The organism is Stutzerimonas kunmingensis (genome assembly GCF_021432085.1).
In the GTDB taxonomy this organism is placed as follows: domain Bacteria; phylum Pseudomonadota; class Gammaproteobacteria; order Pseudomonadales; family Pseudomonadaceae; genus Stutzerimonas.
On record NZ_CP090366.1, the window covers coordinates 3,312,779 to 3,335,560 of the forward strand.

General features: G+C 59.5%; 24 protein-coding genes, 1 tRNA gene and 1 pseudogene. 5 read left to right on the plus strand and 21 right to left on the minus strand.

Annotation, left to right across the window (positions count from 1 at the left end):
* Positions 1 to 12 precede the first annotated feature (12 nt).
* Positions 13 to 486 (plus strand): peroxiredoxin, encoded by a 474-nt coding sequence (locus LW136_RS15620; protein ID WP_090521336.1) that lies wholly within the window; start codon positions 13 to 15, stop codon positions 484 to 486.
* 33 nt (positions 487 to 519) lie between these two features.
* Here the strand turns inward: LW136_RS15620 and LW136_RS15625 are convergent, their stop codons facing one another.
* The gene (locus LW136_RS15625) at positions 520 to 1,596 is read right to left on the minus strand and encodes an AI-2E family transporter (protein ID WP_014821026.1); all 1,077 of its coding nucleotides are present in this window, start codon (positions 1,594 to 1,596) and stop codon (positions 520 to 522) included.
* 21 nt (positions 1,597 to 1,617) lie between these two features.
* The gene (locus LW136_RS15630; RefSeq protein ID WP_014821027.1) at positions 1,618 to 1,869 is read right to left on the minus strand and encodes a sulfurtransferase TusA family protein; all 252 of its coding nucleotides are present in this window, start codon (positions 1,867 to 1,869) and stop codon (positions 1,618 to 1,620) included.
* A 110-nt stretch (positions 1,870 to 1,979) separates the two neighbouring features.
* On the opposite strand from LW136_RS15630, the gene LW136_RS15635 reads away from it, so the two are divergent.
* A complete protein-coding gene (locus LW136_RS15635) occupies positions 1,980 to 3,410 on the plus strand; it encodes a M48 family metalloprotease (protein ID WP_023446252.1) in 1,431 nt (476 codons plus the stop codon).
* A gap of 40 nt (positions 3,411 to 3,450) precedes the next feature.
* Here LW136_RS15635 and nadA read toward each other — a convergent pair whose 3' ends face one another.
* The 17 genes from nadA to aspS form a co-directional block, all read right to left on the minus strand.
* Positions 3,451 to 4,509, minus strand: coding sequence for a quinolinate synthase NadA (gene nadA / locus LW136_RS15640; RefSeq protein WP_041014610.1), 1,059 nt, complete (start codon positions 4,507 to 4,509; stop codon positions 3,451 to 3,453).
* A gap of 246 nt (positions 4,510 to 4,755) precedes the next feature.
* Positions 4,756 to 6,252, minus strand: coding sequence for an acetyl-CoA hydrolase/transferase family protein (locus tag LW136_RS15645; protein WP_041014611.1), 1,497 nt, complete (start codon positions 6,250 to 6,252; stop codon positions 4,756 to 4,758).
* Positions 6,253 to 6,451: 199 nt separating this feature from the next.
* Positions 6,452 to 6,527: transfer RNA gene (locus tag LW136_RS15650), tRNA-Lys, on the minus strand.
* Between the two features lie 108 nt (positions 6,528 to 6,635).
* Entirely contained in the window at positions 6,636 to 7,310 is a 675-nt protein-coding gene (gene queC, locus LW136_RS15655; protein ID WP_234173174.1) for a 7-cyano-7-deazaguanine synthase QueC, read from the minus strand.
* A 63-nt stretch (positions 7,311 to 7,373) separates the two neighbouring features.
* Positions 7,374 to 8,015 (minus strand): 7-carboxy-7-deazaguanine synthase QueE, encoded by a 642-nt coding sequence (queE, locus tag LW136_RS15660; RefSeq protein ID WP_023446256.1) that lies wholly within the window; start codon positions 8,013 to 8,015, stop codon positions 7,374 to 7,376.
* A gap of 119 nt (positions 8,016 to 8,134) precedes the next feature.
* Entirely contained in the window at positions 8,135 to 8,947 is an 813-nt protein-coding gene (ybgF, locus tag LW136_RS15665; RefSeq protein ID WP_234173175.1) for a tol-pal system protein YbgF, read from the minus strand.
* A gap of 6 nt (positions 8,948 to 8,953) precedes the next feature.
* Positions 8,954 to 9,457, minus strand: a complete 504-nt coding sequence (gene pal, locus LW136_RS15670) for a peptidoglycan-associated lipoprotein Pal (RefSeq protein ID WP_003280313.1) — start codon at positions 9,455 to 9,457, stop codon at positions 8,954 to 8,956.
* A gap of 46 nt (positions 9,458 to 9,503) precedes the next feature.
* The gene (gene tolB / locus LW136_RS15675; protein ID WP_256449916.1) at positions 9,504 to 10,805 is read right to left on the minus strand and encodes a Tol-Pal system beta propeller repeat protein TolB; all 1,302 of its coding nucleotides are present in this window, start codon (positions 10,803 to 10,805) and stop codon (positions 9,504 to 9,506) included.
* A complete protein-coding gene (gene tolA / locus LW136_RS15680; RefSeq protein WP_234173176.1) occupies positions 10,802 to 11,803 on the minus strand; it encodes a cell envelope integrity protein TolA in 1,002 nt (333 codons plus the stop codon). The genes tolB and tolA overlap by 4 nt, the downstream gene beginning before the upstream one ends.
* Positions 11,803 to 12,243, minus strand: coding sequence for a protein TolR (gene tolR / locus LW136_RS15685; protein ID WP_003300685.1), 441 nt, complete (start codon positions 12,241 to 12,243; stop codon positions 11,803 to 11,805). The genes tolA and tolR overlap by 1 nt, the downstream gene beginning before the upstream one ends.
* Positions 12,244 to 12,254: 11 nt before the next feature.
* A complete protein-coding gene (gene tolQ / locus LW136_RS15690) occupies positions 12,255 to 12,947 on the minus strand; it encodes a protein TolQ (protein ID WP_014821036.1) in 693 nt (230 codons plus the stop codon).
* A 2-nt stretch (positions 12,948 to 12,949) separates the two neighbouring features.
* A complete protein-coding gene (gene ybgC / locus LW136_RS15695; protein WP_023446262.1) occupies positions 12,950 to 13,393 on the minus strand; it encodes a tol-pal system-associated acyl-CoA thioesterase in 444 nt (147 codons plus the stop codon).
* Between the two features lie 51 nt (positions 13,394 to 13,444).
* Positions 13,445 to 14,497 carry a Holliday junction branch migration DNA helicase RuvB gene (ruvB, locus tag LW136_RS15700; protein ID WP_234173177.1) on the minus strand — a complete coding sequence of 351 codons (1,053 nt, stop codon included), beginning with the start codon at positions 14,495 to 14,497 and terminating at the stop codon, positions 13,445 to 13,447.
* 3 nt (positions 14,498 to 14,500) lie between these two features.
* Positions 14,501 to 15,106: a Holliday junction branch migration protein RuvA gene (ruvA, locus tag LW136_RS15705; RefSeq protein WP_014821038.1), complete on the minus strand. Its 606-nt coding sequence runs from the start codon at positions 15,104 to 15,106 to the stop codon at positions 14,501 to 14,503.
* A 74-nt stretch (positions 15,107 to 15,180) separates the two neighbouring features.
* A complete protein-coding gene (gene ruvC, locus LW136_RS15710; RefSeq protein ID WP_234173178.1) occupies positions 15,181 to 15,705 on the minus strand; it encodes a crossover junction endodeoxyribonuclease RuvC in 525 nt (174 codons plus the stop codon).
* Positions 15,706 to 15,872: 167 nt separating this feature from the next.
* Positions 15,873 to 16,622 carry a YebC/PmpR family DNA-binding transcriptional regulator gene (locus LW136_RS15715; RefSeq protein ID WP_234173179.1) on the minus strand — a complete coding sequence of 250 codons (750 nt, stop codon included), beginning with the start codon at positions 16,620 to 16,622 and terminating at the stop codon, positions 15,873 to 15,875.
* A gap of 153 nt (positions 16,623 to 16,775) precedes the next feature.
* Entirely contained in the window at positions 16,776 to 18,551 is a 1,776-nt protein-coding gene (gene aspS, locus LW136_RS15720) for an aspartate--tRNA ligase (RefSeq protein WP_234173180.1), read from the minus strand.
* Positions 18,552 to 18,897: 346 nt separating this feature from the next.
* On the opposite strand from aspS, the gene LW136_RS15725 reads away from it, so the two are divergent.
* Together LW136_RS15725 and LW136_RS22800 are read left to right on the plus strand one after the other, a co-directional pair.
* Positions 18,898 to 19,368, plus strand: coding sequence for a Dps family protein (locus LW136_RS15725; protein ID WP_003300673.1), 471 nt, complete (start codon positions 18,898 to 18,900; stop codon positions 19,366 to 19,368).
* Positions 19,369 to 19,641: 273 nt separating this feature from the next.
* Positions 19,642 to 20,241 carry a cold-shock protein gene (locus LW136_RS22800; RefSeq protein WP_044314466.1) on the plus strand — a complete coding sequence of 200 codons (600 nt, stop codon included), beginning with the start codon at positions 19,642 to 19,644 and terminating at the stop codon, positions 20,239 to 20,241.
* A 55-nt stretch (positions 20,242 to 20,296) separates the two neighbouring features.
* On the opposite strand, the gene LW136_RS15735 is transcribed toward LW136_RS22800, so the two are convergent.
* Together LW136_RS15735 and LW136_RS15740 are read right to left on the minus strand one after the other, a co-directional pair.
* Positions 20,297 to 20,503, minus strand: coding sequence for a SlyX family protein (locus tag LW136_RS15735; RefSeq protein ID WP_014821044.1), 207 nt, complete (start codon positions 20,501 to 20,503; stop codon positions 20,297 to 20,299).
* Positions 20,504 to 20,505: 2 nt separating this feature from the next.
* Positions 20,506 to 20,928, minus strand: coding sequence for an HIT family protein (locus LW136_RS15740; RefSeq protein ID WP_044314467.1), 423 nt, complete (start codon positions 20,926 to 20,928; stop codon positions 20,506 to 20,508).
* Between the two features lie 433 nt (positions 20,929 to 21,361).
* Here LW136_RS15740 and LW136_RS15745 point away from each other — a divergent pair.
* Positions 21,362 to 22,656, plus strand: a pseudogene (locus LW136_RS15745) (OprD family porin).
* Positions 22,657 to 22,782 lie beyond the last annotated feature (126 nt).

Consider the following 22,782-nt stretch of genomic DNA (forward strand, 5'->3'; position numbering starts at 1 on the left):
CAGGAGCCCACAATGGCCGTTGAAATCGACCGCCCCGTCCCGCCCTTTCAGGCTCAGGCCACCAGTGGTCAGCTGATCAAACTCGAGTCGCTGGCAGGCAAGCAGGTCGTGTTGTACTTCTACCCGAAGGACAACACACCCGGCTGTACAACCGAAGGCCAGGGCTTTCGCGATCACCACCAGGCTTTTATGGCGGCGAACACCCTGGTATTCGGCGTTTCCCGTGACAGCCTGAAGACCCATGAGAACTTTCGCGCCAAGCAGGGCTTCCCGTTCGAGCTGATCAGTGACAAAGAAGAGCAGCTCTGCCAGCTGTTCGACGTGATCAAACTGAAAAAGCTCTACGGCAAGGAATACCTCGGCGTGGATCGCAGCACCTTTCTCATCGACCGCAACGGCGTGTTGCGACAGGAGTGGCGTACGGTCAAGGTGCCGGGCCACGTAGAGGCGGTCCTTCAAGCCGCGCAAGCACTGAACGCCGAATGAAAAAGGCTGGCCACAGCGCCAGCCCTTCCCGCGTCATTCAGCCACTTCGACCAAACCCGCCTTAGGCTCGCCTGGCCACGCATTGAGAACGGCCTTGAACAAGGTCGCCAACGGAATGGCAAAGAACACGCCCCAGAAGCCCCACAACCCTCCAAACAGCAGTACCGCGCAGATGATCGCCACCGGGTGCAGATTCACCGCCTCGGAGAACAGCAGGGGCACCAGCACGTTGCCATCCAGCGTCTGGATGATCGCGTAAGCCACCATCAGGTAGAAGAACTGGTCGCCCAGCCCCCATTGGAATATTCCGATCAGCGCGATCGGAATGGTCACGACCGTCGCGCCGATATAGGGCACCACGACCGAGACGCCGACCAGCATCGCCATCAGCGCGGCATAGTTAAGCCCCAGCGCGGCGAAGACTGCATACGACACCACGGCACAGATCAGGATCTCGATCGCCTTGCCACGGATGTAGTTGGCGATCTGCAGATTCATTTCCTGCGAGACCTGAGTGATCAGCCCGCGCTCGCGCGGCAGATAGCTCTTGATCCAATCGCTGATCTGCTGCCGGTCCTTGAGGAAAAAGAACACCAGGATCGGCACCAGGACCAGATAAATCATCAGTCCGATCAGCAGCGGCAGGCTGGACAGCGACGATGTCAGCACCAATTGGCCATAACGGCCGATCTCGCTTCGAATAAAGTCGATACCGCGCAGCACCTGCTCCTCGGTCACCAGCTGCGGGTAGCGCTCCGGCAGCAATAGCAGCAACGACTGCCACTCGACCAGCATGCGCGGCAGTTCGTTGAACAGGGTCAGAACCTGCTGCCAGAGCAAGGGCACGATGAACAGCGTGCAGACCACCATCACACCGATGAACATCAGAAATACCAGCCACACCGCGAGCAGATGCGGCACCCGCAGCCGTTCCAGCGCGCCCACCAACCCCTGCATCAGGAACGCCAGCACCAATCCCGCCAGTACCGGCGCCAGCATCCGACCAAAAATCAGGACGGCGGCGAAAGCCAGAAACAATAAGACTGCAAGAACCACTGCCTCCTCATGGGAGAAGTAACGCTGCATCCAGCCGCGTAATACCTTGAGCATTTCATTCCTCGAAGCGAATCGTCAGGCCTTGCGCAGCCAGTAGCGATAAAGACCACCTTCGACCTCTTCATGCAGCAATGCATGACCGGCCAGTTTGGCGAAGCTGCGGAAGTCCCTTTGCGAACCCGGATCGCTGGCAATGACCTTGAGCACTGCACCGCTGGACATACGGTTCAGCTCCAGCTTGGCCTTGAGCAGAGGCATCGGGCAGTCAAGCCCAACAGCATCCAGTTCGGCATCGCATTCAAGCGATTGCGGTCGCGCTTCGGTCATGGTTCGCCTCCACAGAAAAGCCTCGCAGCATACCTAGCACAGCGGGCCTCTGGCCAGCCGGCCAAGGTCAAGGCTACAGTAGCCGCTCTCAACTCAACGAGCCTGTCTGGATGAAATTGCTGCGCCCCGCCCTGCTCACGCTCGCCTGCCTGACTGCACTGCCAGCATTGGCCAACGACCTGCCTTCGCTCGGCGATGCCAGCTCCTCCATCGTTTCTCCTGAACAGGAGCACCAGCTCGGCCGGGCATGGCTCAGCCTGCTGCGCGGGCAGGTTAGCCAGCTCTCGGACCCACAGCTCAAGGACTATGTAGAAAGCAGTGTCTATCGCCTGGCAGAAACCAGTCAGCTGCAGGATCGTCGCCTTGAATTCGTCCTGTTGGACAGCCCGCAACTGAATGCCTTCGCAGCTCCAGGCGGGATCATTGGTGTCAACGGGGGCCTGTTCATTTATGCCCAGACCGAAGCCGAATATGCATCGGTGATGGCTCACGAACTGGCGCACCTTTCCCAGCGCCATTTCGCCCGCGGACTGGAAGCGCAACAGCGCATGCAACTGCCTCTGATGGCCGCCATGCTGGCTGGCGTCGTCGCCGCCGCAGCCGGCGCAGGTGATGCCGGCATCGCCGCCATCGTGTCTACCCAGGCCGCTGCCATCCAGGCCCAGCGCCGCTTTTCCCGGCAGAACGAACAGGAGGCCGACCGCATCGGCATCGTCAACCTCGAGCGGGCCGGTTACGACCCGCGTGCGATGCCCTCAATGTTCGGTCGCCTCATGCGCCAGTATCGTTACGATCAGAAGCCACCGGAATTCCTGCTGACGCACCCGGTCAGTGAATCACGCATCGCCGATACCACAAACCGAGCGGAACAGTATCCACAGGGTGGAGCACAGGACAGCCTGCGCTACCAGCTGATGCGCGCTCGAACGCAATTGAAGTTCGAAAGAACACCGGGCGTCGAGGCCAAGCGATTCCGCGCGATGCTCAGCGAAAATCCAGAGATGGATGCCGCACGCTATGGCCTTGCGCTCGCGCAAGTCAAAGCAGGGCAACTCGACGAAGCGAACAGCAGCCTTGCACCGCTGCTAACCAAGGCACCGGACGACATCACCTACAACCTCGCGCAGATCGAACTCGACATCACCGCCAACCGCCTGCAACAGGCGCAGACCCGTTTACAGCGGTTGCTGCAGCTATATCCGGGCAACTACCCGGTGCGCCAGATGCACATTGACCTTCTGATGGAGAAGGGCGAGACACAGCAAGCCGAGCGCGAGCTGGACAAGCTGGTGGAGCAGCGCCGCCAGGATCCCGATATCTGGTATCAGGTCGCCGAAGTGCGCGGGCTCAGCGGCAACATCGTTGGCCTGCATCAAGCACGCGCGGAGTACTTCGCCCTGGTAGGCGACTATGACCAGGGCATCGAGCAACTCGACCTCGCCAAGCGTCGTGCCAGCAACTTCCAGATCGCATCACGGATCGACGCGCGCCAGAAACAGCTGATCGAAGAAAAGCGAATGGTCGAGGAAATGCTGCGCTGAGTTGAAAACGGCGCTGAACATTCAGCGCCGATGCAAAGGCTCAGGCGTTGCCGGCCTGTTTCAGCCGCGCGGCCTGGGTGAAATCGAGCATCCGCTTGAGGGGCTTGACCGCACGCGGAATGATCGCCGGATCGACGAAGATTTCATTGCTGCCAGCGCGCAGGCATTCCAGGGTCCGCTCCAGCGTGTTCATCGCCATCCAGGGGCAATGCGCACAGCTTCGGCAGGCTGCACCCTGGCCGGCGGTCGGCGCTTCGATGAACGTTTTTTCAGGGCACAACTGCTGCATCTTGTAAAAGATGCCCCGATCCGTCGCAACGATCAGCGTCTGCTGCGGCAAGGTCTGCGCAGCCTTGATCAGCTGACTGGTCGAACCTACCGCATCGGCGAGTTCGACCACCGCCTGCGGGGACTCCGGATGCACCAGAATCGCGGCATCCGGGTAAAGAGCCTTCATGTCAGCCAATTGCTTGGCCTTGAACTCTTCGTGGACGATACAGGCGCCATCCCAGAGCAGGATGTCGGCACCGGTCTCGCGCTGTACGTAGTTGCCCAGATGCTTGTCCGGCGCCCAGATGATCTTTTCGCCGTTATCCATCAGGCTTTCGACGATTTCCAGCGCACAACTGGATGTCACCACCCAGTCAGCCCGTGCCTTTACCGCCGCCGAAGTGTTGGCATAGACGACCACGGTGCGCTCCGGATGCTGATCGCAGAAGGCCGAAAACTCATCGACAGGACAGCCCAGATCGAGGGAACAGGTCGCCTCGAGCGTGGGCATGAGCACGCGCTTCTCAGGATTGAGTATCTTCGCCGTTTCGCCCATGAACTTGACGCCGGCTACCAGCACGGTCTGGGCCGGGTGCTCGTTGCCGAAGCGCGCCATTTCCAGGGAGTCCGAGACGCAGCCGCCGGTTTCCTCGGCCAATGCCTGGATCACCGGATCGGTGTAGTAATGCGCCACCAGCACCGCATTCTGGCGCTTCAACTCGGCGGCTATCTCACTGCGCAGCCGCGCTTCCTGCTCAGGCGTAAGCGGCTTGGGCTGCTTGGCTGCCAGGTGAGCCTGCACGAGAATGCGTTCGGGTATCTGCGTCATGGACGGGTCCTGCCAGCACGGGATTGCACGAAGCGCCGAGTATAACGGCCCAGGCCGGGAATTCGGGCTTGTCGGTAGAGACGAGGCGCGCAGGATTCAGACACGCCTCCTGCCTTTCAACGGGGCAGGAATACTAGCCGAAGCCTCTATAAAAGGGAAAGCACGGTAAAAAAGCGTGAAAAGCCGGGCATTGCGCCCTGTCAAACGAAAACCGCCGGCATCAGCCGGCGGTTCTTTTCTTCTGGATCACTCGCCCTTGAGCATGTGTCCACGTTCCTCCAGGTTGATGTGCCACTGCATCGCTTCGCCCAGCAGGTGCGGCGTCTGGCCGCCCTTCTTGCAGGCGTCGTCGAAGTACTGGTTCAGCGCATCGCGGTAGGAAGGGTGCACGCAGTTGTCGATGATGGCGCGGGCGCGCTCGCGCGGAGCGAGGCCACGCAGGTCAGCCAGGCCTTGCTCGGTAACCAGAATCTCGACGTCATGCTCGGTGTGGTCAACGTGAGCAACCATCGGCACGACGCTGGAGATGTTGCCACCCTTGGCGATCGACTTGGTCACGAAGATGGCCATGTGAGCGTTACGCGCGAAATCGCCCGAACCGCCAATGCCGTTCATCATCTTGGTGCCGCCCACGTGAGTGGAGTTGACGTTGCCATAGATGTCGAACTCGAGCGCGGTGTTGATACCGATGATGCCAAGACGGCGCACAAGCTCAGGATGGTTGGAGATTTCCTGAGGACGCAGGATCAGCTTGTCCTTGTACTTCTCCAGGTTGCCGAACACGCGATCATTGCAACGCTCGGACAGGGTGATGGAGCAACCGGAAGCAAAGGTCATCTTGCCCGCATCGATCAGCTCGAAGGTGCAGTCCTGCAGTACTTCGGAGTACATCACCAGGTCTTCGAACGGCGAATCGATCAGACCGCACATCACTGCGTTGGCGATGTTGCCGATACCTACCTGCATCGGGCCGAGGTTCTTCGCCATACGGCCGGCTTCGACTTCGCTCTTGAAGAACTCGACCAGATGGTTGGCGATGGCCTGGGTTTCTTCGTCCGGCGGAGTGACCGTGGAGTAGGAATCCGGCTGATTGGTGATGACGATGGCGGCAATCTTGGCCGGATCGACCGGGATCGAAGTCGCGCCAAGACGATCATCGACCTTGGTCAGCGGGATCGGACCGCGGTTCGGGCGCTCACCCGGGAAGTAGATGTCGTGCAGACCTTCCAGGTTCAGGTTGTGTGCCAGGTTCAGCTCGATGATCACCTGGTCGGCGAACATGGCCAGGTTGGCCGAGTTGCCTACTGAAGTGGTCGGTACGATGTGGCCCTGCTCAGTGATGCACAACGCTTCGACGATGGTGACGTCGGGACGCTTGATCTGATGATTGCGCATCTGCTCGACGGTATGCGACAGGTGCTGGTCGATGAACATGACCTCACCGGCGTTAATCGCCTTGCGCAGTACCGGATCGGCCTGGAACGGCATGCGACGGGCCAGTAGACCCGCGGAAGCCATCTTGCCATCGAGATCGTTACCCAGGCTGGCGCCAGTGACCAGGCTGATCTGCAGCTTCTCGTCCTTGGCACGGTCGATCAGCGCGAGGGGCACGGCCTTGGCTTCGCCCGCACGGGTGAAGCCGCTCATGCCAACGGTCATGCCGTCGCGAATAAGGGCAGCTGCCTCGTGGGCACTCATGACCTTGTTCTGCAGAGAGGACAAGCGGATACGATCAGAATACATTTGAGCCTCGAACCAACGGTAATCGGAAGGGGCCGCAGTCTATTACGTTAAAAACGCTTGAGCCACCTACTAAGGTCGTAGAGAAAAACGCTTCTTATGACCGAACGTAGCAGCCTGCAGCAACGCAAAAACGCGGCCATTAAAAAAGCCGGATAACCCTGACAGGTCTCCGGCTTTTTGTGCTCCCTCGAGAGCGATATGGTGGGTCGTGTAGGATTCGAACCTACGACCAATTGGTTAAAAGCCAACTGCTCTACCAACTGAGCTAACGACCCAATGCGGGGCGCATGATACTGATTTGATTGATGAAAACAAACTTTTTTTTGAAAAAGTTCGCGATCGCCTTCATTTGACGGCACCCCTCCAGTACTGGCGCAGGCCGCTCAGAAATAGCGAGTGGGGTCAGCCAGCCCCGCTTCGGCAAAACCGGCGGCGCGCAATCGACAGCTGTCGCACTTGCCACAGGCACGCCCATCCGTGTCGGCCTGATAGCAGGAAACCGTCGCCGCATAGTCCACGCCCAGACGAGTCCCCTCCTGCACGATCCGCACCTTGCTCATCTCCTGCAGTGGTGCCTGGATGCGAAACCCCAGCCCTTCTACGCCTGCCTTGGTGGCCAGATTGGCCATTCGCTCGAATGCCGCAACGAACTCCGGCCGACAATCCGGGTAGCCCGAGTAGTCGACCGCATTGACGCCGATAAAGATGTCACGGGCACCCAGCACCTCAGCCCAGCCAAGGGCCAACGAGAGAAACACCGTATTGCGCGCCGGGACGTATGTGACCGGAATACCCTCACCAGGCACCTCGGGCACATCGATGCTGTCGTCGGTCAATGCCGAGCCGCCGATGCCGTTGAGGTCCAGGCCGATCACCTTGTGTTCGACCACTCCCAGTTGTTGAGCAACACGTTCGGCCGCCTGCAGTTCGGCGCGATGACGCTGGCCGTAGTCAAAGCTCATGGTGTAGCAGGCGTAGCCCTGAGCACGGGCCATGGCGACCACCGTAGCCGAATCAAGACCGCCGGACAGCAGGATGACTGCTTTCTTCTCGTTCATTTCGCGATACCTTCAAAACGGATGAGCACGACCAGCCGGGGACGAGCCGCTAATGCCAGCGACTCAGTGGCCGGGCGCGTCGTTCCAGATAATCTTGTGCAACTGAAGCTGCAAGCGCACCGGCAGATTGTCGGCAACGATCCAGTCCGCAAGGGCACGAACATCGACCTGACCGTGACTCGGCGAGAACAACACCTCTCCGGCACGTCGGTCCAGCCCGTACTCGATCAGCTTGCTGACAGCCCAGTCATAATCCTCGCGGGAGCAGATGACGAACTTGACCTGATCGTTGCGCGTTATGCAGGCGATGTTCTCGTAGCGGTTACGCGCGACCTCGGCGGAACCCGGTGTTTTCAGGTCCACTACACGACTGACACGCTCATCCACCACGGAGATATCGAGTGCACCACTGGTCTCCAGTGAAACCTCATATCCCGCATCGCACAATCGCTGCAGCAAAGGCACGCAGTTGGGCTGCGCCAGCGGCTCTCCCCCGGTCACGCAGACGTAACGGGGATTGTAGGAGGCAACCCGCTCGACGATCGCGTCGAGCGTCATCAACTCTCCGCCGCTGAATGCGTAGGCGGTATCGCAATATTGACAGCGCAGGGGACAGCCGGTCAGGCGGACGAACACAGTAGGCAATCCACTGGTCCGCGTCTCCCCCTGCAGCGAGTAGAAAATCTCGGTAATTCGCAGGGTCATATCAGCCACGGGCGTGACGGCTAAACAGGCCATCCGCCTCCGTTGCGGGAAATAGGGGCGGCGATTCTAACGAAAAAACCCGCGCGATGGGCGGGTTTCGTTCGTCTCGCCAGTGTGCCTCAGCGATTGAGCTGACGCTGAGCCAATTGTGCAGCCGATGTATTCGGATACTGGGCAATGACCTCACGCAGAATGCCCTGCGCCTTGTCCCGATTACCCAGACGGATCTCAACATCTGCCAGCTTGTAGAGGGAATCCGGCACCTTGTTGTGCTGCGGATACGCCTGGCTCACTCGAGCGAACGCCTGACCGGCCCCTTGCAGGTCGCCCTTTGCCAGGTTGACCTCGCCAAGCCAGTACTGGGCGTTGCCAGCGTACTGACTGTCAGGGTACTTGCGCAGGAATGCAGCGAAAGCCTGGCTGGCCTTGTCGAAATCCTTCGCCTTGATCAGGTCGAAAGCAGCGTCGTAATAGAGCTTCTCCTTTGCAGGATCGCCCGATGCGCTTTGCGACTGGCCCTGGCTGGCAGCGGCGGGTGCCGAATTTCCAGCTGACGCCGCCGTATTACTGGACGGAGCAGGCTGATTGCCTGCCGCGGATCCACTGGACAGACGGCGATCCAGGTCCTGATAGCGTTCCAGCCCCTCTTGTTGCAGGCGCTGGATCTGATTCTGTTGTTCCTCAAGCATGCCGCGCAGTTGCGCGATCTCTTCCTGCATCTGCTGTAGCTGCATGAAGAGCATGCCCTGTGCCGAAGATGGAGCGGTGGCTCCACCTCCGGCATAGGCACCGTCACCGCTCGGCGCAGCGGTGGAGTAACCCGAGTTGCCACTAGCGGCACCTTCTTCGTAATCCACCACCGGCACTTGAGCCACCGCCATCAGCGGCAGCGCGAGCACTGTAAGAGTCAGAGCATGACGGTACTTACGCATGACGAATTACTTGCGCAGTTCGACGCGACGGTTCTGGGCCCAGGACTGCTCGTCGTTACCCATGGCAACCGGACGCTCTTCGCCGTAGGAAACCAGCTCCAGCTGAGCCGGGGAAACGCCCTGCAGTACCAGGTAACGCTGTACGGCCTTGGAGCGACGCTCGCCCAGAGCCATGTTGTACTCACGGGTACCACGCTCGTCGGTGTGGCCTTCCAGAACGACGCGAGCGCCGTTGCCTTTCAGGTCCTTGGCGTGAACGTCCAGAGCGCGCATGGCTTCCGGCTTCAGGTCGGAGCTGTCGTACTCGAAGTAGAAGGTAGTGATGGCGCGCAGAGCGGCTTCTTCGCTCATGCTGCTATCGACGGAACCGGAATCAGCACCGTAACCAGCATTCGGATCGATCGCGCCCGAACCTTCGCCCGAATCGTCGCCGCCTTTGGAGGAACAACCGACAGCAACAGCCATGGCCAGAGCCAGAGCGGTGAACTTACCGAATTTCAGCATTTCCATTTGTAACAACCCCAGGTGTGTTTTGGTTAAAAGCGTTGATACCGCATCAGTTCAGGTAAGGGGACCAGGACGGCTCTCGGACTTCGCCTTGAGCTGTAGGAAGCGGGAGCCTAACGCGTCCATTGATGGACACGAGCATCAAGACTCCCCGGCCCTGCTGGCGGGTGGCGTAGATTAGCATGGTGCCATTAGGCGCAACAGTGGGCGATTCATCCAGACTGGTATCCGAGAGTATTCGCAAATTGCCACGCTGCAGATCCTGCGCAGCAACCTTGAAGTTTGTGTAACCGTCCTGGCGATGGATCATGACCAGCGTCTTCTCGTCGGCCGACAGCTTCGGGTTGGCGTTGTAGTTGCCAACGAACGTCACACGCTCAGCCGAATTGCTGCCCAACCGCTGCTTGTAGACCTGAGGCTTGCCAGCACGGTCAGAGGTGTAATAAATGGTCTGACCATCAGCACCCCAGAAGGGTTCGGTATCGATCGCGTAGTGATTGGTCAGGCGCTGCAACTGCCGCGAGCCGAGGTCCATCACATAGATTTCCGGATTGCCATCTTTCGACAGTACGAACGCCAGGCGATTGCCATCTGGCGAGAATGCCGGCGCACCGTTCAAACCTTCGAAGTTGGTGACCTGTTCGCGGCGACCCGTGTCGATGTGCTGAATGAAAATACGTGGACGCTTCTGCTCGAAGGACACATAGGCAATACGGCGTCCGTCCGGTGAATAACGCGGGGAGAGGATGGGCTCGCGCGATTGCAGCAGAGTCACCGCCCGAGCGCCGTCATAATCCGAACGCTGCAGCGTGTAGCGCGTGTTGGCGCCACCCAGCCGCTCAACCGTCACATACAGCAGACGCGTGGAAAACGCGCCCTTGATGCCGGTGAGTTTCTCGAAGGACTTATCCGCCGCATGGTGCGCCATGTCGCGCAACTGATCCGGGGAACCACCAACGGTTCCAGTCATCACCTGCTGTTCGGTCGTTACGTTGAACACTTCGTAGCGGACCTGAAGGCGGCCACCGGCCGGCTCGATATTGCCGACCATCACGTACTGGGCGCCCAGAGCCTTCCAGTCGCGATAGATGATCTCGCTGCCGCGGGTCGGCATGCTGATCATGTTCTGCCGCGGAATGGGCTGGAAAATACCGGAATTGCGCAGGTCGTTGCCGACGATTTCCGCCATGTCCTCAGGCAGTACGGTGCCGCCCTGCCAACCGAATGGAACGACCGCGATCGGGATCGCACGGTCGGCACCACTGGTGACGACGATGTTTTTTTCCTGCGCCACCGCCATTCCCGCCAGGCAGCAGAGCAGGACAAGTAGACCTCGAAGGGAGTTGATCACAACGCAAGATCCTCAGGCGTAAATGTCATTTTGAAGGACCGGTAAGGCTGGAAGTCCTGCGGGCTCAAGCCCTGCATTTCGGTCAGCCGACCGATGTTCTTTACTGCGGCAACCGCAGAATTGTCGAATGGCACATCTCCACTCGATCTGGAGACGCTGACGTTGGTGATGGTGCCATCCGGAAGCATGTTTACCTGGAGCTGCACGGTCATGTTATTGCGCGCCGACGGCGGTCGAGTCCAGCCTTCTGCTGCACGCAGCCGGATCAGATCATCGAAGTTGCCGGCAACCTGATCACCATGGGTATCAGCCAGTGCCTGCTGGCGCTCGGTAGTGTCAGAGAGCAGCTCGGCAAGCGCCTGCGCCTTCTTGTCTTCTGCCGCTTTGCGCGCGGCTTCCGCCGCAGCCTTCTTCTTGGCATCTTCAGCAGCTTTCTTCTTCGCGGCTTCCGCCGCAGCCTTCTTCTTCGCTTCTTCCGCCGCCTTGCGCTTGGCTTCTTCGGCGGCCTTCTTCTTGGCCTCCTCGGCTGCCTTCTTCTTGGCCAGTTCTTCAGCAGTCTTTTTCTTGGCGATGTCAGCCTGCTTCTGCTGTTCGACCTTCTTGGCTTCCTCGGCCTTTTTCGCCGCGGCCGCTTTATCGGCTGCAGCTCTCGCCGCATCGGCCTTTCGAACCTCTTCCGCCTTCTTTTGTTCCGCAGCACGGGCGGCAGCGGCCTGTTTCTCCTGCTCGACCTTGCGCTGTTCCATCTGCTCGCTTTCGAACTGCTTGGCAGCAGTCTTCTTCGCTTCGCCGGCAATCTTCTGATTGGTCTGAGTCGTCGCCTGGCTCTGCGACTTCAACTGATACAAGGTGGCCTGCACGATCGGCTTGGACGGCGGCAGCTCGGGCGTCATCGAAAAGCTGACGAACAGCATGCCGAAAATAATGACGTGCAGAGCGACCGCCAGCACGGTCGGCCAGAAGTAGCTCTGCGAAGGCGATGACTCACGCTGCTGCATCAAGGCGCCTCGGTGATCAGACCGACATTACCCACGCCGGCTTCCTGCAGACCGCCCATGGCCTCCATCACCGAACCATAATCAACCGCGCGATCGCCACGGATGAACACCTGGGTATCCGGACGCTGGCGCATAATGGCAACGACAGCCTGCGTCATGTCTGCCAATGCGACGGCCTCGTTGCCCTTGCTGTCGGTATCGACCTCGCTACCGACGTTCCAGTAATAGGTTTTGTCAGCCTTGATGGAAATGGTCAGCACCTGCTTGTCGTTATCCTGCGGCAAGGCTTCGCTGCTGACCTTGGGCAGATCGACCTTGACGCCCTGATTGAGCATCGGCGCCGTGACCATGAAGATAACCAGCAGCACCAGCATCACATCGATGTAAGGCACCACGTTCATCTCGGCGACGGGCTTGCGTCTGTTGCGGATTCTGGCCATGGCCGTGGGCCTCAGTCTTCGGTGGTGTGAACTTTGCGGTGGAGAATGGCCTGGAACTCATCGGCAAAGGTGTAGTAACGACCGATGAGCATCTCGCCCCGCGCGGCGAAACGGTTGTAGGCGATCACCGCAGGAATCGCGGCGAACAAACCGATCGCCGTAGCAATCAGCGCTTCGGCGATGCCTGGCGCCACAGTCGCTAGAGTTGCCTGCTGAACCTGAGCCAGGCCGCGAAAGGAGTTCATGATCCCCCAGACAGTACCGAACAGGCCGATGTAAGGGCTGGTGGAACCAACGGTGGCCAGGAATGGCAAGCTCTGCTCGAGCTTTTCCTCTTCACGGGAAATCGCCACGCGCATGGCGCGATTGACCCCATCCATTACTGCATCGGGATCGACACCCTGCTGCTGACGCAGACGGGAAAATTCCTTGAAGCCGGCGCGAAAGATCTGCTCGACGCCAGAATCCGGATCCGGGTTGCTGCCTGCCTGGCGATACAGCTTGGACAGGTCGATACCGGACCAGAAGCGCTCTTCGAAGGTATCGAGTGCTCGCTTCGCGGCACGCAGCATACTGCCGCGCTGAAAAATCAGAATCCATGATGCGACCGAAGCGGCCACCAGAATCAGCATGACCAGCTGCACCACGAAGCTGGCGTTGCTGATCAGGCTCCACATGGACATGTGATCGACGTTGGCTTCCACGCTTACTCTCCTGCAGGGGATAGACCCGAGCCAGCGAAGGCGACACGCAACGCTTCGGGAATGGCTCGGGGTTTCAAACTTTCGGCACGCACGCAGGCAACCAGCACCTGCCCCTCACAAAGCAGAACATCATCTAGTGCACGCCGGACCTGCTGTCGAAACCGCAGACTGGCGCGATTCACCTCAACCACCTCGGCCGTCACCAGCAATTCATCGTCCAGGCGAGCCGGTGCTCGGTAGCGGGCTTCGACCGAATGCACGACGAACAGCAAGTCCTCACCGGCCAGCTGCGACTGGGCGAATCCCAGGCTGCGCAACCGCTCGGTACGAGCTCGCTCCATGAATTTGAGGTAATTGACGTAGTAGACAATGCCGCCCGCGTCGGTGTCCTCGTAATAGACTCGACAGCGGTGGGTAAAGATTTCAGCTCCGGCTTGCGCGCGCATACTAGTGCTCGGCCCTGTAAATGCCAATCGGGTAACAGAACAATATTTTCTTCAAACTATGTCGCCATCGAACAGATCCGGCGTTGGAGCATCGCTCATGCGCTTGGGCAGGTTGAGACCGAAATGGAGATAGGCGTGACGCGTCACGACCCGACCGCGCGGCGTGCGCATGATGTAGCCCTGCTGGATGAGGTACGGCTCGAGCACATCCTCGATGGTATGCCGCTCTTCACTGATCGCAGCGGCCAGGCTGTCGATCCCCACCGGTCCGCCGTCGAACTTCTCGATCAGCGTCAGTAGCAGCCGGCGATCCTGATGATCGAAGCCTCGCTCATCGACGTCGAGCATGTTCAAGGCAAGGTCGGCAATCTGCCGGGTGATCTCGCCACGACCCCGCACTTCTGCGAAATCTCGCACACGACGTAGCAAGCGGTTAGCGATACGCGGCGTCCCTCGCGCTCGACGGGCAATCTCGAATGCACCCTCCGGCTCGGTCGGCAGACCGAGGATACCGGCGGAACGGCTGACGATGGTCGCCAGGTCCTCGGTGGAATAGAACTCCAGACGCTGGACGATACCGAATCGGTCTCGCAATGGATTGGTCAGCATACCGGCCCGCGTGGTGGCGCCCACAAGGGTGAACGGCGGCAGATCCAGCTTGATCGAGCGAGCCGCAGGCCCCTCGCCGATCATGATATCCAGCTGGAAATCTTCCATCGCCGGGTACAAAACCTCCTCGACAATGGGCGAAAGGCGATGGATCTCGTCGACGAACAGAACGTCGCCCGCCTCCAGATTGGTCAGCAATGCGGCCAGGTCACCCGGTCGCTCAAGCACCGGGCCTGACGTGCTCTTGATCGACACGCCCATCTCTTCGGCGATGATGTTCGCCAAGGTAGTCTTGCCCAGCCCCGGCGGACCGAAGATGAGCGTGTGATCGAGCGCTTCCTGACGGCCCTTGGCGGCGCGGATGAACAGATCCATCTGCTCGCGCACGACCGGCTGACCAATGTACTCGGCCAGCTTGAGTGGCCGAATGGCACGATCCAGTTGCTCGTCGCGATCGAGACTGCCTGCCGTGACGATACGATCCGCTTCGATCATGGCTTACACCATGCCCTTGAGGGCGCGACGGATCATTTCTTCACTGCTCAAATCATCTTCCTGTATGGCGGACACTGCACGGCTGGCTTCCTGTGGCTTGAAGCCCAGGGAGATCAACGCGCTGACCGCATCATTCTCGGCGCTTGTGACTGCCATTTTGCTCCCGGGTTCAACCACGAAGGTCGCGATGGCGGGCATGCTCTCCCACGCCTTGAAGCGGTCCTTCAACTCCACCAGAAGCCGCTCGGCGGTCTTCTTGCCAACGCCTGGGATGCGCACCAGGACCGACGTATCCTGCGCCTGCACACAACGCACCAGCTCATCGACTTCCAGTCCGGACATCAACGCCAACGCCAGCTTCGGTCCCACACCGTTCAAACGGATCAGCTCACGGAACAGCTCGCGCTCGCGCTTCTCGGCGAAGCCATAAAGAAGTTGTGCGTCTTCACGCACGACGAGGTGCGTATGCAGCGTCACCGGCTCGCCGACCGCCGGCAGGCGATACAGCGTCGTCATCGGCACTTCGACCTCATAGCCGATACCGTTGACATCGAGAATCAGATGTGGCGGTTGCTTTTCCACCAGCGTGCCACGCAAACGTCCGATCAAGCTGTTTCCTCCATGGCCATAGCATCCGCTGACGACCACCCGATTATTCGTTCAACCAAGAGAGTTTGCGCCGACTAAAGACGCAACCGCCCGCCTCGTCGCTTGGCGCCGGCCAGGCCGTGCGGAATGAGGCTCTGCCGGTGATGCGCATGACATAACGCAATGGCCAGCGCGTCCGAAGCATCGATCTGGGGTTTTTCCAGAAGCTTGAGCAGGTGCATGACCATCATCTGCACCTGCTGCTTATCGGCCCCGCCCGTTCCGGCGATGGCCTGTTTGACCTGCGTCGCGGTGTACTCTGCGATCTGCAGACCTGCCTCCGCGCCAGCAACGATGGCTGCCCCCCGAGCCTGGCCGAGCTTGAGCGCGGAATCGGCATTACGCGCCATGAATACTTGCTCGATGCCCATCGTTACCGGGGCATAGGTCCGAATGACCTCGCTCACACCACTGAAAACGGCACGCAAGCGATCAGGCAGCTCGCCGGTGCCGGTACGAATGCAACCAGAGGCGACGTATTCACAACCGCGGCCGGTGTCCCGTACGACGCCGTAGCCGGTGATTCGAGAGCCGGGATCGATACCCAAAATCAGCGTCATGCCGTGCCGTGCTGTCTATTTATCCAGTGGCGAGTATACGGAGGCGCTGCCGTCTCCGCCACCGACAACAATATGCGCCCAGCTAGTCACTACGTAGCCTGCGATGCGCGCCTATAAAAAAGCCGGGAGCCCAGCAATGCGGCTCCCGGCTGCGGACACCACGAGATTCAGCCCAGCTGCTGCATGATCTCGTCGGAGATTTCCGCGTTGTGGTAGACGTTCTGCACGTCATCCAGATCTTCCAGCGCATCGATGAGACGCAGAACCTTCTGCGCCGTCTCGACGTCGGTGATGGGCGTCATGATGGAGGGAATCATCGCCACTTCTGCTTCGTCACCGCGGAATCCGGCTTCTGTCAGCGCTTCGTTGACCGAGAGGAACTCGGCGAAGCTGGTATAGACCTCGACCGACCCATCCTCCTGACTGACGACATCGTCGGCGCCCGCCTCCAGCGCCGCTTCCATCAGCGCGTCTTCATCGACGCCGGGCGCATAGCTGATCTGGCCTTTACGATCAAACATGTAGGCGACCGAGCCGTCAGTACCGAGGTTGCCACCGTTCTTGCTGAAGGCGTGACGCACTTCGGCCGCGGTACGGTTGCGGTTGTCGGTCATGGCCTCGATGATGATCGCCACCCCGCTTGGCGCGTAACCCTCATAGCTCAGCTCGGTCATGTTGTCCGCTTCGCTGGAGCCTGCGCCCCGGGCGATGGCGCGATCGATGACGTCACGCGACATGTTGGCTGTCAGCGCCTTGTCCACGGCCAATCGCAGACGCGGATTGTCCGCCGGCACGCCGCCGCCGTGCTTGGCCGCCACGGTCAGCTCACGGATCAGCTTGGTGAAGATCTTGCCCCGCTTGGCGTCCTGACGCTCTTTGCGGTGCTTGATATTGGCCCATTTGGAATGACCAGCCATAACTCACTCCATTCTTCGACTGAATCAGAAAATCTCGATAACCGGATCCGTCTGTCACCACTCGATAAAGACAGCGGCCGGCTATCGCCGTAATGTCTCGCACTCAGAGCTGCAAGACGAAGAAGCCTGGCAGAACCAGGCTTCGGGTAGCGCTTACTCCGCCTTCGGTTGCTCGCGCAGACGGATATGCAGGTCGCGTAGCGCCTTGCTGTCCACCGCACCCGGCGCCTGGGTCATGACGTCCGCCGCACTCTGGGTTTTCGGGAAGGCAATCACTTCACGAATCGACTGCGCACCGGTCATCAGCATCACCAGGCGATCCAGACCGAAGGCCAGACCACCATGTGGCGGAGCGCCGAATTTCAACGCATCGAGGAGGAAGCCGAACTTCTCTTCCTGCTCGGCCTCATCAATGCCGAGAATGCGGAACACAGTCTGCTGCATTTCCTTGCGATGGATACGGATCGAACCGCCACCCAGCTCGGTACCGTTGAGCACCATGTCGTAGGCACGCGACAGCGCCGCAGCCGGATTGGCCTCGAGCTCCTGAGGCGAGCACTTCGGCGCGGTGAACGGGTGGTGCAGCGCGCTCAGCGAGCCGTCATCGTTCTGTTCGAACATCGGGAAGTCGACCACCCATAGCGGCGCCCAGTCGCAGGTCAACAGCTTGAGGTCGTGACCGATCTTGATGCGCAGCGCACCCAGGGCCTCGGAAACGATCTTCGCCTTGTCTGCACCGAAGAACACGATGTCGCCATCGACCGCGCCGACGCGATCGAGAATCACATTGAGGTTGTCTTCCGGGATGAACTTGACGATCGGTGACTGCAGGCCTTCAACGCCCTTGGCGCGTTCATTGACCTTGATATAGGCCAGGCCCTTGGCCCCATAGATGCCAACGAACTTGGTGTAATCGTCGATCTGGCTGCGCGGCATGCTCGCCGCACCCGGGACGCGCAGCGCGGCAACGCGGCCTTTCGGGTCATTGGCCGGACCGGAGAACACCTTGAACTCGACGGCGTTGAGCTGATCGGCAACATCCACCAGTTCCAGCGGGATGCGCAGGTCGGGCTTATCCGAACCGTACCGGCGCATGGCCTCTTCGAACGGCATGTGCGGGAATTCGCCAAACTCCAGATCCAGCACTTCCTTGAACAACTTGCGGATCATGCCTTCGGTGATACCGATGATGTCTGCTTCATCGAGGAAGCTGGTCTCGATGTCGATCTGGGTGAACTCGGGCTGGCGATCAGCGCGCAGGTCTTCGTCGCGGAAGCACTTGGCGATCTGATAGTAGCGGTCGAAACCGGCAACCATCAGCAGCTGTTTGAACAGCTGCGGCGACTGCGGCAGGGCAAAGAAATTACCGGCATGGGTGCGGCTCGGCACCAAATAGTCACGCGCGCCTTCAGGTGTCGGACGCCCCAGGATCGGGGTTTCCACATCGAGGAAGCCGTTGTCATCCAGGTACCGACGAATGCTCGCGGTGATACGCGAGCGCAGCTTGAGCTTCTCGGCCATTTCTGGGCGACGAAGGTCGATGAAGCGATAGCGCAGTCGCGTCTCCTCGCCCACATCGCTGTATTCGTTGAGAGGGAACGGCGGGGTTTCGGCGTCGTTCAACACCTCCAGCTCGTAGCCCAGCACCTCGATGGCACCGGAAGCCATATTCGGGTTCACCGCACCAGCTGGGCGCAGGCGGACCTTGCCGGTGATCTTCACTACATACTCGCTACGCACCTTGTCGGCGGTCGCAAAGGTTTCGGCGCGATCCGGATCGAAGACCACCTGAGCCAGGCCCTCACGATCACGCACATCGAGGAAGATCACCCCGCCGTGATCACGACGGCGATGTACCCAGCCGCAAAGAGTGATTTCCTGGCCGTCCAGGCTTTCGTTCAATTGGCCGCAATAGTGGCTGCGCATCATGGTGAAGTTCGCTTCTCGTATCTTGAATTCGATGGGGCGCCAGAGCCGCGACAGACTGACAAGACCGTGACTGCTCTGCGCAAGCGGCATGTACCGTACGCGATACCGCATTGACGCCGGGCGCCGCAGCACGCACTGGGACCGCCAGGCACAAGCGCGGGATTATATCGACATAATCACCGCGGCGCAGCCGTTGCCCTCGCCAACTCTAAATCGAGCCGTTGATGGAACCCTGAATCGATCAGAGCCTTCCAACGGTGAGCATTCGACCAGAAACGTATCGCTTCACAACACTACGCATTTTTCTGGCATAACTAACGGCTGAACCATCCACCAGGAGAAAAACATGGAAATCAACATTGGCATCGCCGAACAGGACCGGGCAGCCATCGCCGAAGGCCTGTCGCGCCTGCTCGCCGACACCTACACCCTGTATCTGAAGACCCATAACTTCCACTGGAACGTCACGGGGCCGATGTTCAACACGCTGCACACCATGTTCGAAACCCAGTACACCGAACTCGCCATCGCCGTGGACGACATTGCCGAACGCATCCGCACGCTGGGATTCCCGGCGCCGGGCACCTACGCGGCATACGCCCGCCTGAGCTCGATCAAGGAAGAGGAAGGCGTCCCCTCCGCCGAAGAGATGATCAAGCTGTTGGTCGAAGGCCAGGAAGCCGTTGTACGAACCGCCCGCGGCATCTTCCCACTACTGGACAAGGTCAACGACGAGCCGACCGCCGACCTCCTGACTCAACGCATGCAGAGCCACGAAAAAACTGCATGGATGCTGCGCAGCCTGCTTTCGGCCTAAGTTTCGCTACTGGGCGGAGCGCCACATGCGCTCTGCCCAGATCGCAACGCATCTGCTACGAAACAGCCCGTCTTCGAGCATTCTCCGCACCCGAAGCCACGACGGCGAACACGCTCATTTGAGCCCCCTCCTCCTTTCCTGTTAAATACGCCGCGCTGCAGCCCGGACCCGCGCGGTTTCTCGACCAGTGTTCAGCCCTGACCGACGAACGTTTTCCACGAACTCCAGGCCTGCGGCTTCTCTGTCGTGTTATCAACCGTGAGCCATACAAGAATGTTAAAGATCGTCCATGTCCTGGCGGGTGTCATTGCCCTGCTGCTGTCCTTTGTTCCAAGCCTGCGCGGCGCAATGCCACTACTGCTGCAACCCGACGCCTTGTGCCTGCTGATGCTTGGCCTGCTGAACGTTCAATTCGCCCCATCTGCCCAGTTGATCGACAGCCGCACTCGGCCAGTCATAATCGCTGCGTCAGCGCTGCTACTCCTGTCTATCGCACTGCAGGCCGTCATCGTACTTGTAGCTTTGCCACAGATCGCCGGCCAGCCCGCAACACTCGCCAGCCTGCTGCTCGCCCTTGTGGCCGTGCTGCTGCACCTCGCCACGCCACGCGGCCTGAGCAAGCAGGCAAAACCGGCTCGCACAAACACCCGCGCGCCATCGGCAGTAGGGCGCGAGGCAGGCACCGTGAAATGGTTCAACACATCCAAGGGGTTCGGATTCATTTCCCGGGACAGCGGAGATGACGTATTCGTCCACTTTCGCGCCATCCGCGGCGAAGGGCACCGCATCCTGGTCGAGGGCCAGCGCGTGGAGTTCACCATCATGATGCGGGACAAGGGACTGCAGGCCGAAGACGTCGTCCCGATCGAGTAGGACGACCGAGCAAGCTGCCACGGGGCGAAGTCACCACGCCGCCCCGTTTCACAATTCAATAATGCGGTGGAGGCGCCTCGTCCTCACCAGCGTCCATTGGAACCTGCATTTCCTCCTGACGTTTTGCCAGTGCGCGCAGCTGAAGCTGCAGACGCTCCATGATCCTCTGTTGCTCGACGAGCACATCGTTCAGCGTCTGGATCGTATCGTCCTGAAACGCCAGACGCGTTTCCAGATCCATCACTCTCGATTCAAGGTCCATAGTCATACTCCAAAACGAAAGTGATCGGTCAGCACCAACTTTAGCTTGTCCCTGATGGCTGCCACCTGCTCGTCACTGTAAGGCTTCGCCGGATGCCTGCCCCACACCGGCGCTGGCCAGGCAGCATCATCGCGTCGCCGCGCAATGACATGCATATGCAGCTGCCCGACGACATTACCAAGCGTGGCGACATTCATCTTGTCGGCGCCGAAGGTGTCCTTGACGGTCTCGGCCAGCGCAGTGGCCTCCTTCCACAGCGCCAGCTGATCAGCCGCATCCAGCTGAAACAACTCACTAATCTCATCGCGACGCGGCACCAGAATGAACCAGGGATACTGGGCGTCGTTCATCAACAGCAACCGGCAGAGCGGGAAGTCACCAAGCAGCAACGTGTCCTGCTCCAGACGTGAATCAAGTACAAACATAAGACTCCCCTTGCGAAGCAAACCCCGCGCGAATGCGCCGTAGGAAACAGGTAAAAAGGATACCTCAGACATCCCAGACGACAACCTGGCAAGCGCGCACAAGATTGGTGCCTGACCTGAGAAAACGCGCCGCCTTTCAGTGCAATGCGGCCCCAATATTTCTCCGCAACGCCCGATTAGCTCGATCATGAATTCTGAGTACGATTCTTGCTAGACGAACTATGCGAACGCTAGGGGCGGCTTCAAAACACCGCAATCAGCGTCACACAGCATGCTCTAGCGCTGCACTAGAGCTAAACAGTACATTCTCTGGATGGCTTTTCGCGAGAGCAGCCAAAATTGGCTTAAGCCTGATGCGGGACTAAGAAGTTGCACCCTTTCCGCCCATGCGCGGCAAGGTAAGCACCATTTTTAAACCAAAGGAGCAATCACAATGAAAGTGATGAAGTGGAGCATAATCGCCCTGGCCGTATCGGCGGGCACCTCCCAGATGGCGTTGGCCAGCCAGCAGTCGGAGTCCAAGGGATTCGTCGAAGATGCGAGCCTAGATCTGTTGCTGCGCAACACTTACTACAACCGTGATTACAAGGATGGTGCCGACGACGTACGGAGCTGGGGCCAGGGCTTTATCACTACCTTCGAGTCCGGTTTCACCCAAGGCACCATCGGAGTAGGCGTCGACGCCTATGGCCTGCTGGGCGTTCGCCTTGATGGCGGCCAGGGCTATAGTTATACCGCCATGTTCGAGCGTGACTCCAACAACGAGCCGGAACGCGACCTTTCCCAGGCCGGCGCAGCTATCAAAGCCCAGTTCTCCAACACCGTGATCAAGTACGGCAACCAGATGCCGATGATGCCGGTGCTCGCCTATGACGACTCGCGCCTGCTGCCAGAGTCGTTTACTGGCACCTTGATCACCAGCAATGAGATCGAAGGCCTCGAGCTGAATGCCGGTCGCTTCACCGCAGATAGCTCCATGCCATCTTCCAGCCGCGATGACGTAGGCCTGAAGAGCATTGATGTCGTAGGCGGTACCTATGCATTCAACGAGAACCTGAGCGCGTCGCTTTACTACGCAGACAACGAAGATGTTGCCAAGAAGAAGTACGCTAACGTCAATTACGTTATGCCCTTTAGTGACGACCAGTCGCTGAGCTTTGACTTCAATATCTACCGTTCCGATTATGACAAGGACTATGTCCAAGCTGCGGACACCACTTTCAACAACGACGGTTCGGTTGATGAGCTTGGCGCACGCGAGTCACACGACAACACCATTTGGAGCCTTGCAGCCAAGTATTCTGTCGGTGCGCATGCGTTTATCCTCGCTCACCAGCGCGTTAGTGGTGACCGCGGTTACGACTACGACATCGGCGACGGCGGCAGCTCCATTTGGGTAGCTAACTCCTACTACTCCGACTTCAACTCCAAGGACGAGCGTTCCTGGCAGGCGAGCTATGAGCTGGACTTCGGCGGTTACGGCGTTCCCGGCCTGTTCTGGAAATCGCTTATGTCTACGGCGACAACGTAGACACCGGCACTGGCGAAGGTAAGGAACGCGAGTTCTTCAACCAGGTCCAGTACGTCGTACAGAGCGGCCCGGCAAAAGATCTGTCGCTGAAGCTACGCAACTCGATCTACCGTTCCAACAGCGACATGCGTGACTACTACAGCCCGGACCTGAACGAGATCCGTGCATTCATCGAATACCCGCTGAGCATCCTGTAACCCAGGCGCTCGGACCATTCGATGCAAACGGAGCCCGGCGAAAGCCGGGCTCTTTCGTTTCGCCGCACATCCAGCGCGGCGCCCCGTCCTGTACGCCGCAATGCGCGCGCCGTACAATGCCGAGCC

Coding starts and splice junctions, on each gene's coding strand:
- LW136_RS15620 (WP_090521336.1), top strand. CDS start 13: ATGGCCGTTGAAATCGACCGCCCCGTCCCGCCCTTTCAGGCTCAGGCC.
- LW136_RS15625 (WP_014821026.1), bottom strand. CDS start 1,596: ATGCTCAAGGTATTACGCGGCTGGATGCAGCGTTACTTCTCCCATGAG.
- LW136_RS15630 (WP_014821027.1), bottom strand. CDS start 1,869: ATGACCGAAGCGCGACCGCAATCGCTTGAATGCGATGCCGAACTGGAT.
- LW136_RS15635 (WP_023446252.1), top strand. CDS start 1,980: ATGAAATTGCTGCGCCCCGCCCTGCTCACGCTCGCCTGCCTGACTGCA.
- nadA (WP_041014610.1), bottom strand. CDS start 4,509: ATGACGCAGATACCCGAACGCATTCTCGTGCAGGCTCACCTGGCAGCC.
- LW136_RS15645 (WP_041014611.1), bottom strand. CDS start 6,252: ATGTATTCTGATCGTATCCGCTTGTCCTCTCTGCAGAACAAGGTCATG.
- queC (WP_234173174.1), bottom strand. CDS start 7,310: ATGAACGAGAAGAAAGCAGTCATCCTGCTGTCCGGCGGTCTTGATTCG.
- queE (WP_023446256.1), bottom strand. CDS start 8,015: ATGACCCTGCGAATTACCGAGATTTTCTACTCGCTGCAGGGGGAGACG.
- ybgF (WP_234173175.1), bottom strand. CDS start 8,947: ATGCGTAAGTACCGTCATGCTCTGACTCTTACAGTGCTCGCGCTGCCG.
- pal (WP_003280313.1), bottom strand. CDS start 9,457: ATGGAAATGCTGAAATTCGGTAAGTTCACCGCTCTGGCTCTGGCCATG.
- tolA (WP_234173176.1), bottom strand. CDS start 11,803: ATGCAGCAGCGTGAGTCATCGCCTTCGCAGAGCTACTTCTGGCCGACC.
- tolR (WP_003300685.1), bottom strand. CDS start 12,243: ATGGCCAGAATCCGCAACAGACGCAAGCCCGTCGCCGAGATGAACGTG.
- ybgC (WP_023446262.1), bottom strand. CDS start 13,393: ATGCGCGCGCAAGCCGGAGCTGAAATCTTTACCCACCGCTGTCGAGTC.
- ruvB (WP_234173177.1), bottom strand. CDS start 14,497: ATGATCGAAGCGGATCGTATCGTCACGGCAGGCAGTCTCGATCGCGAC.
- ruvC (WP_234173178.1), bottom strand. CDS start 15,705: ATGACGCTGATTTTGGGTATCGATCCCGGCTCTCGAATCACCGGCTAC.
- LW136_RS15715 (WP_234173179.1), bottom strand. CDS start 16,622: ATGGCTGGTCATTCCAAATGGGCCAATATCAAGCACCGCAAAGAGCGT.
- aspS (WP_234173180.1), bottom strand. CDS start 18,551: ATGATGCGCAGCCACTATTGCGGCCAATTGAACGAAAGCCTGGACGGC.
- LW136_RS15725 (WP_003300673.1), top strand. CDS start 18,898: ATGGAAATCAACATTGGCATCGCCGAACAGGACCGGGCAGCCATCGCC.
- LW136_RS22800 (WP_044314466.1), top strand. CDS start 19,642: ATGTTAAAGATCGTCCATGTCCTGGCGGGTGTCATTGCCCTGCTGCTG.
- LW136_RS15735 (WP_014821044.1), bottom strand. CDS start 20,503: ATGGACCTTGAATCGAGAGTGATGGATCTGGAAACGCGTCTGGCGTTT.
- LW136_RS15740 (WP_044314467.1), bottom strand. CDS start 20,928: ATGTTTGTACTTGATTCACGTCTGGAGCAGGACACGTTGCTGCTTGGT.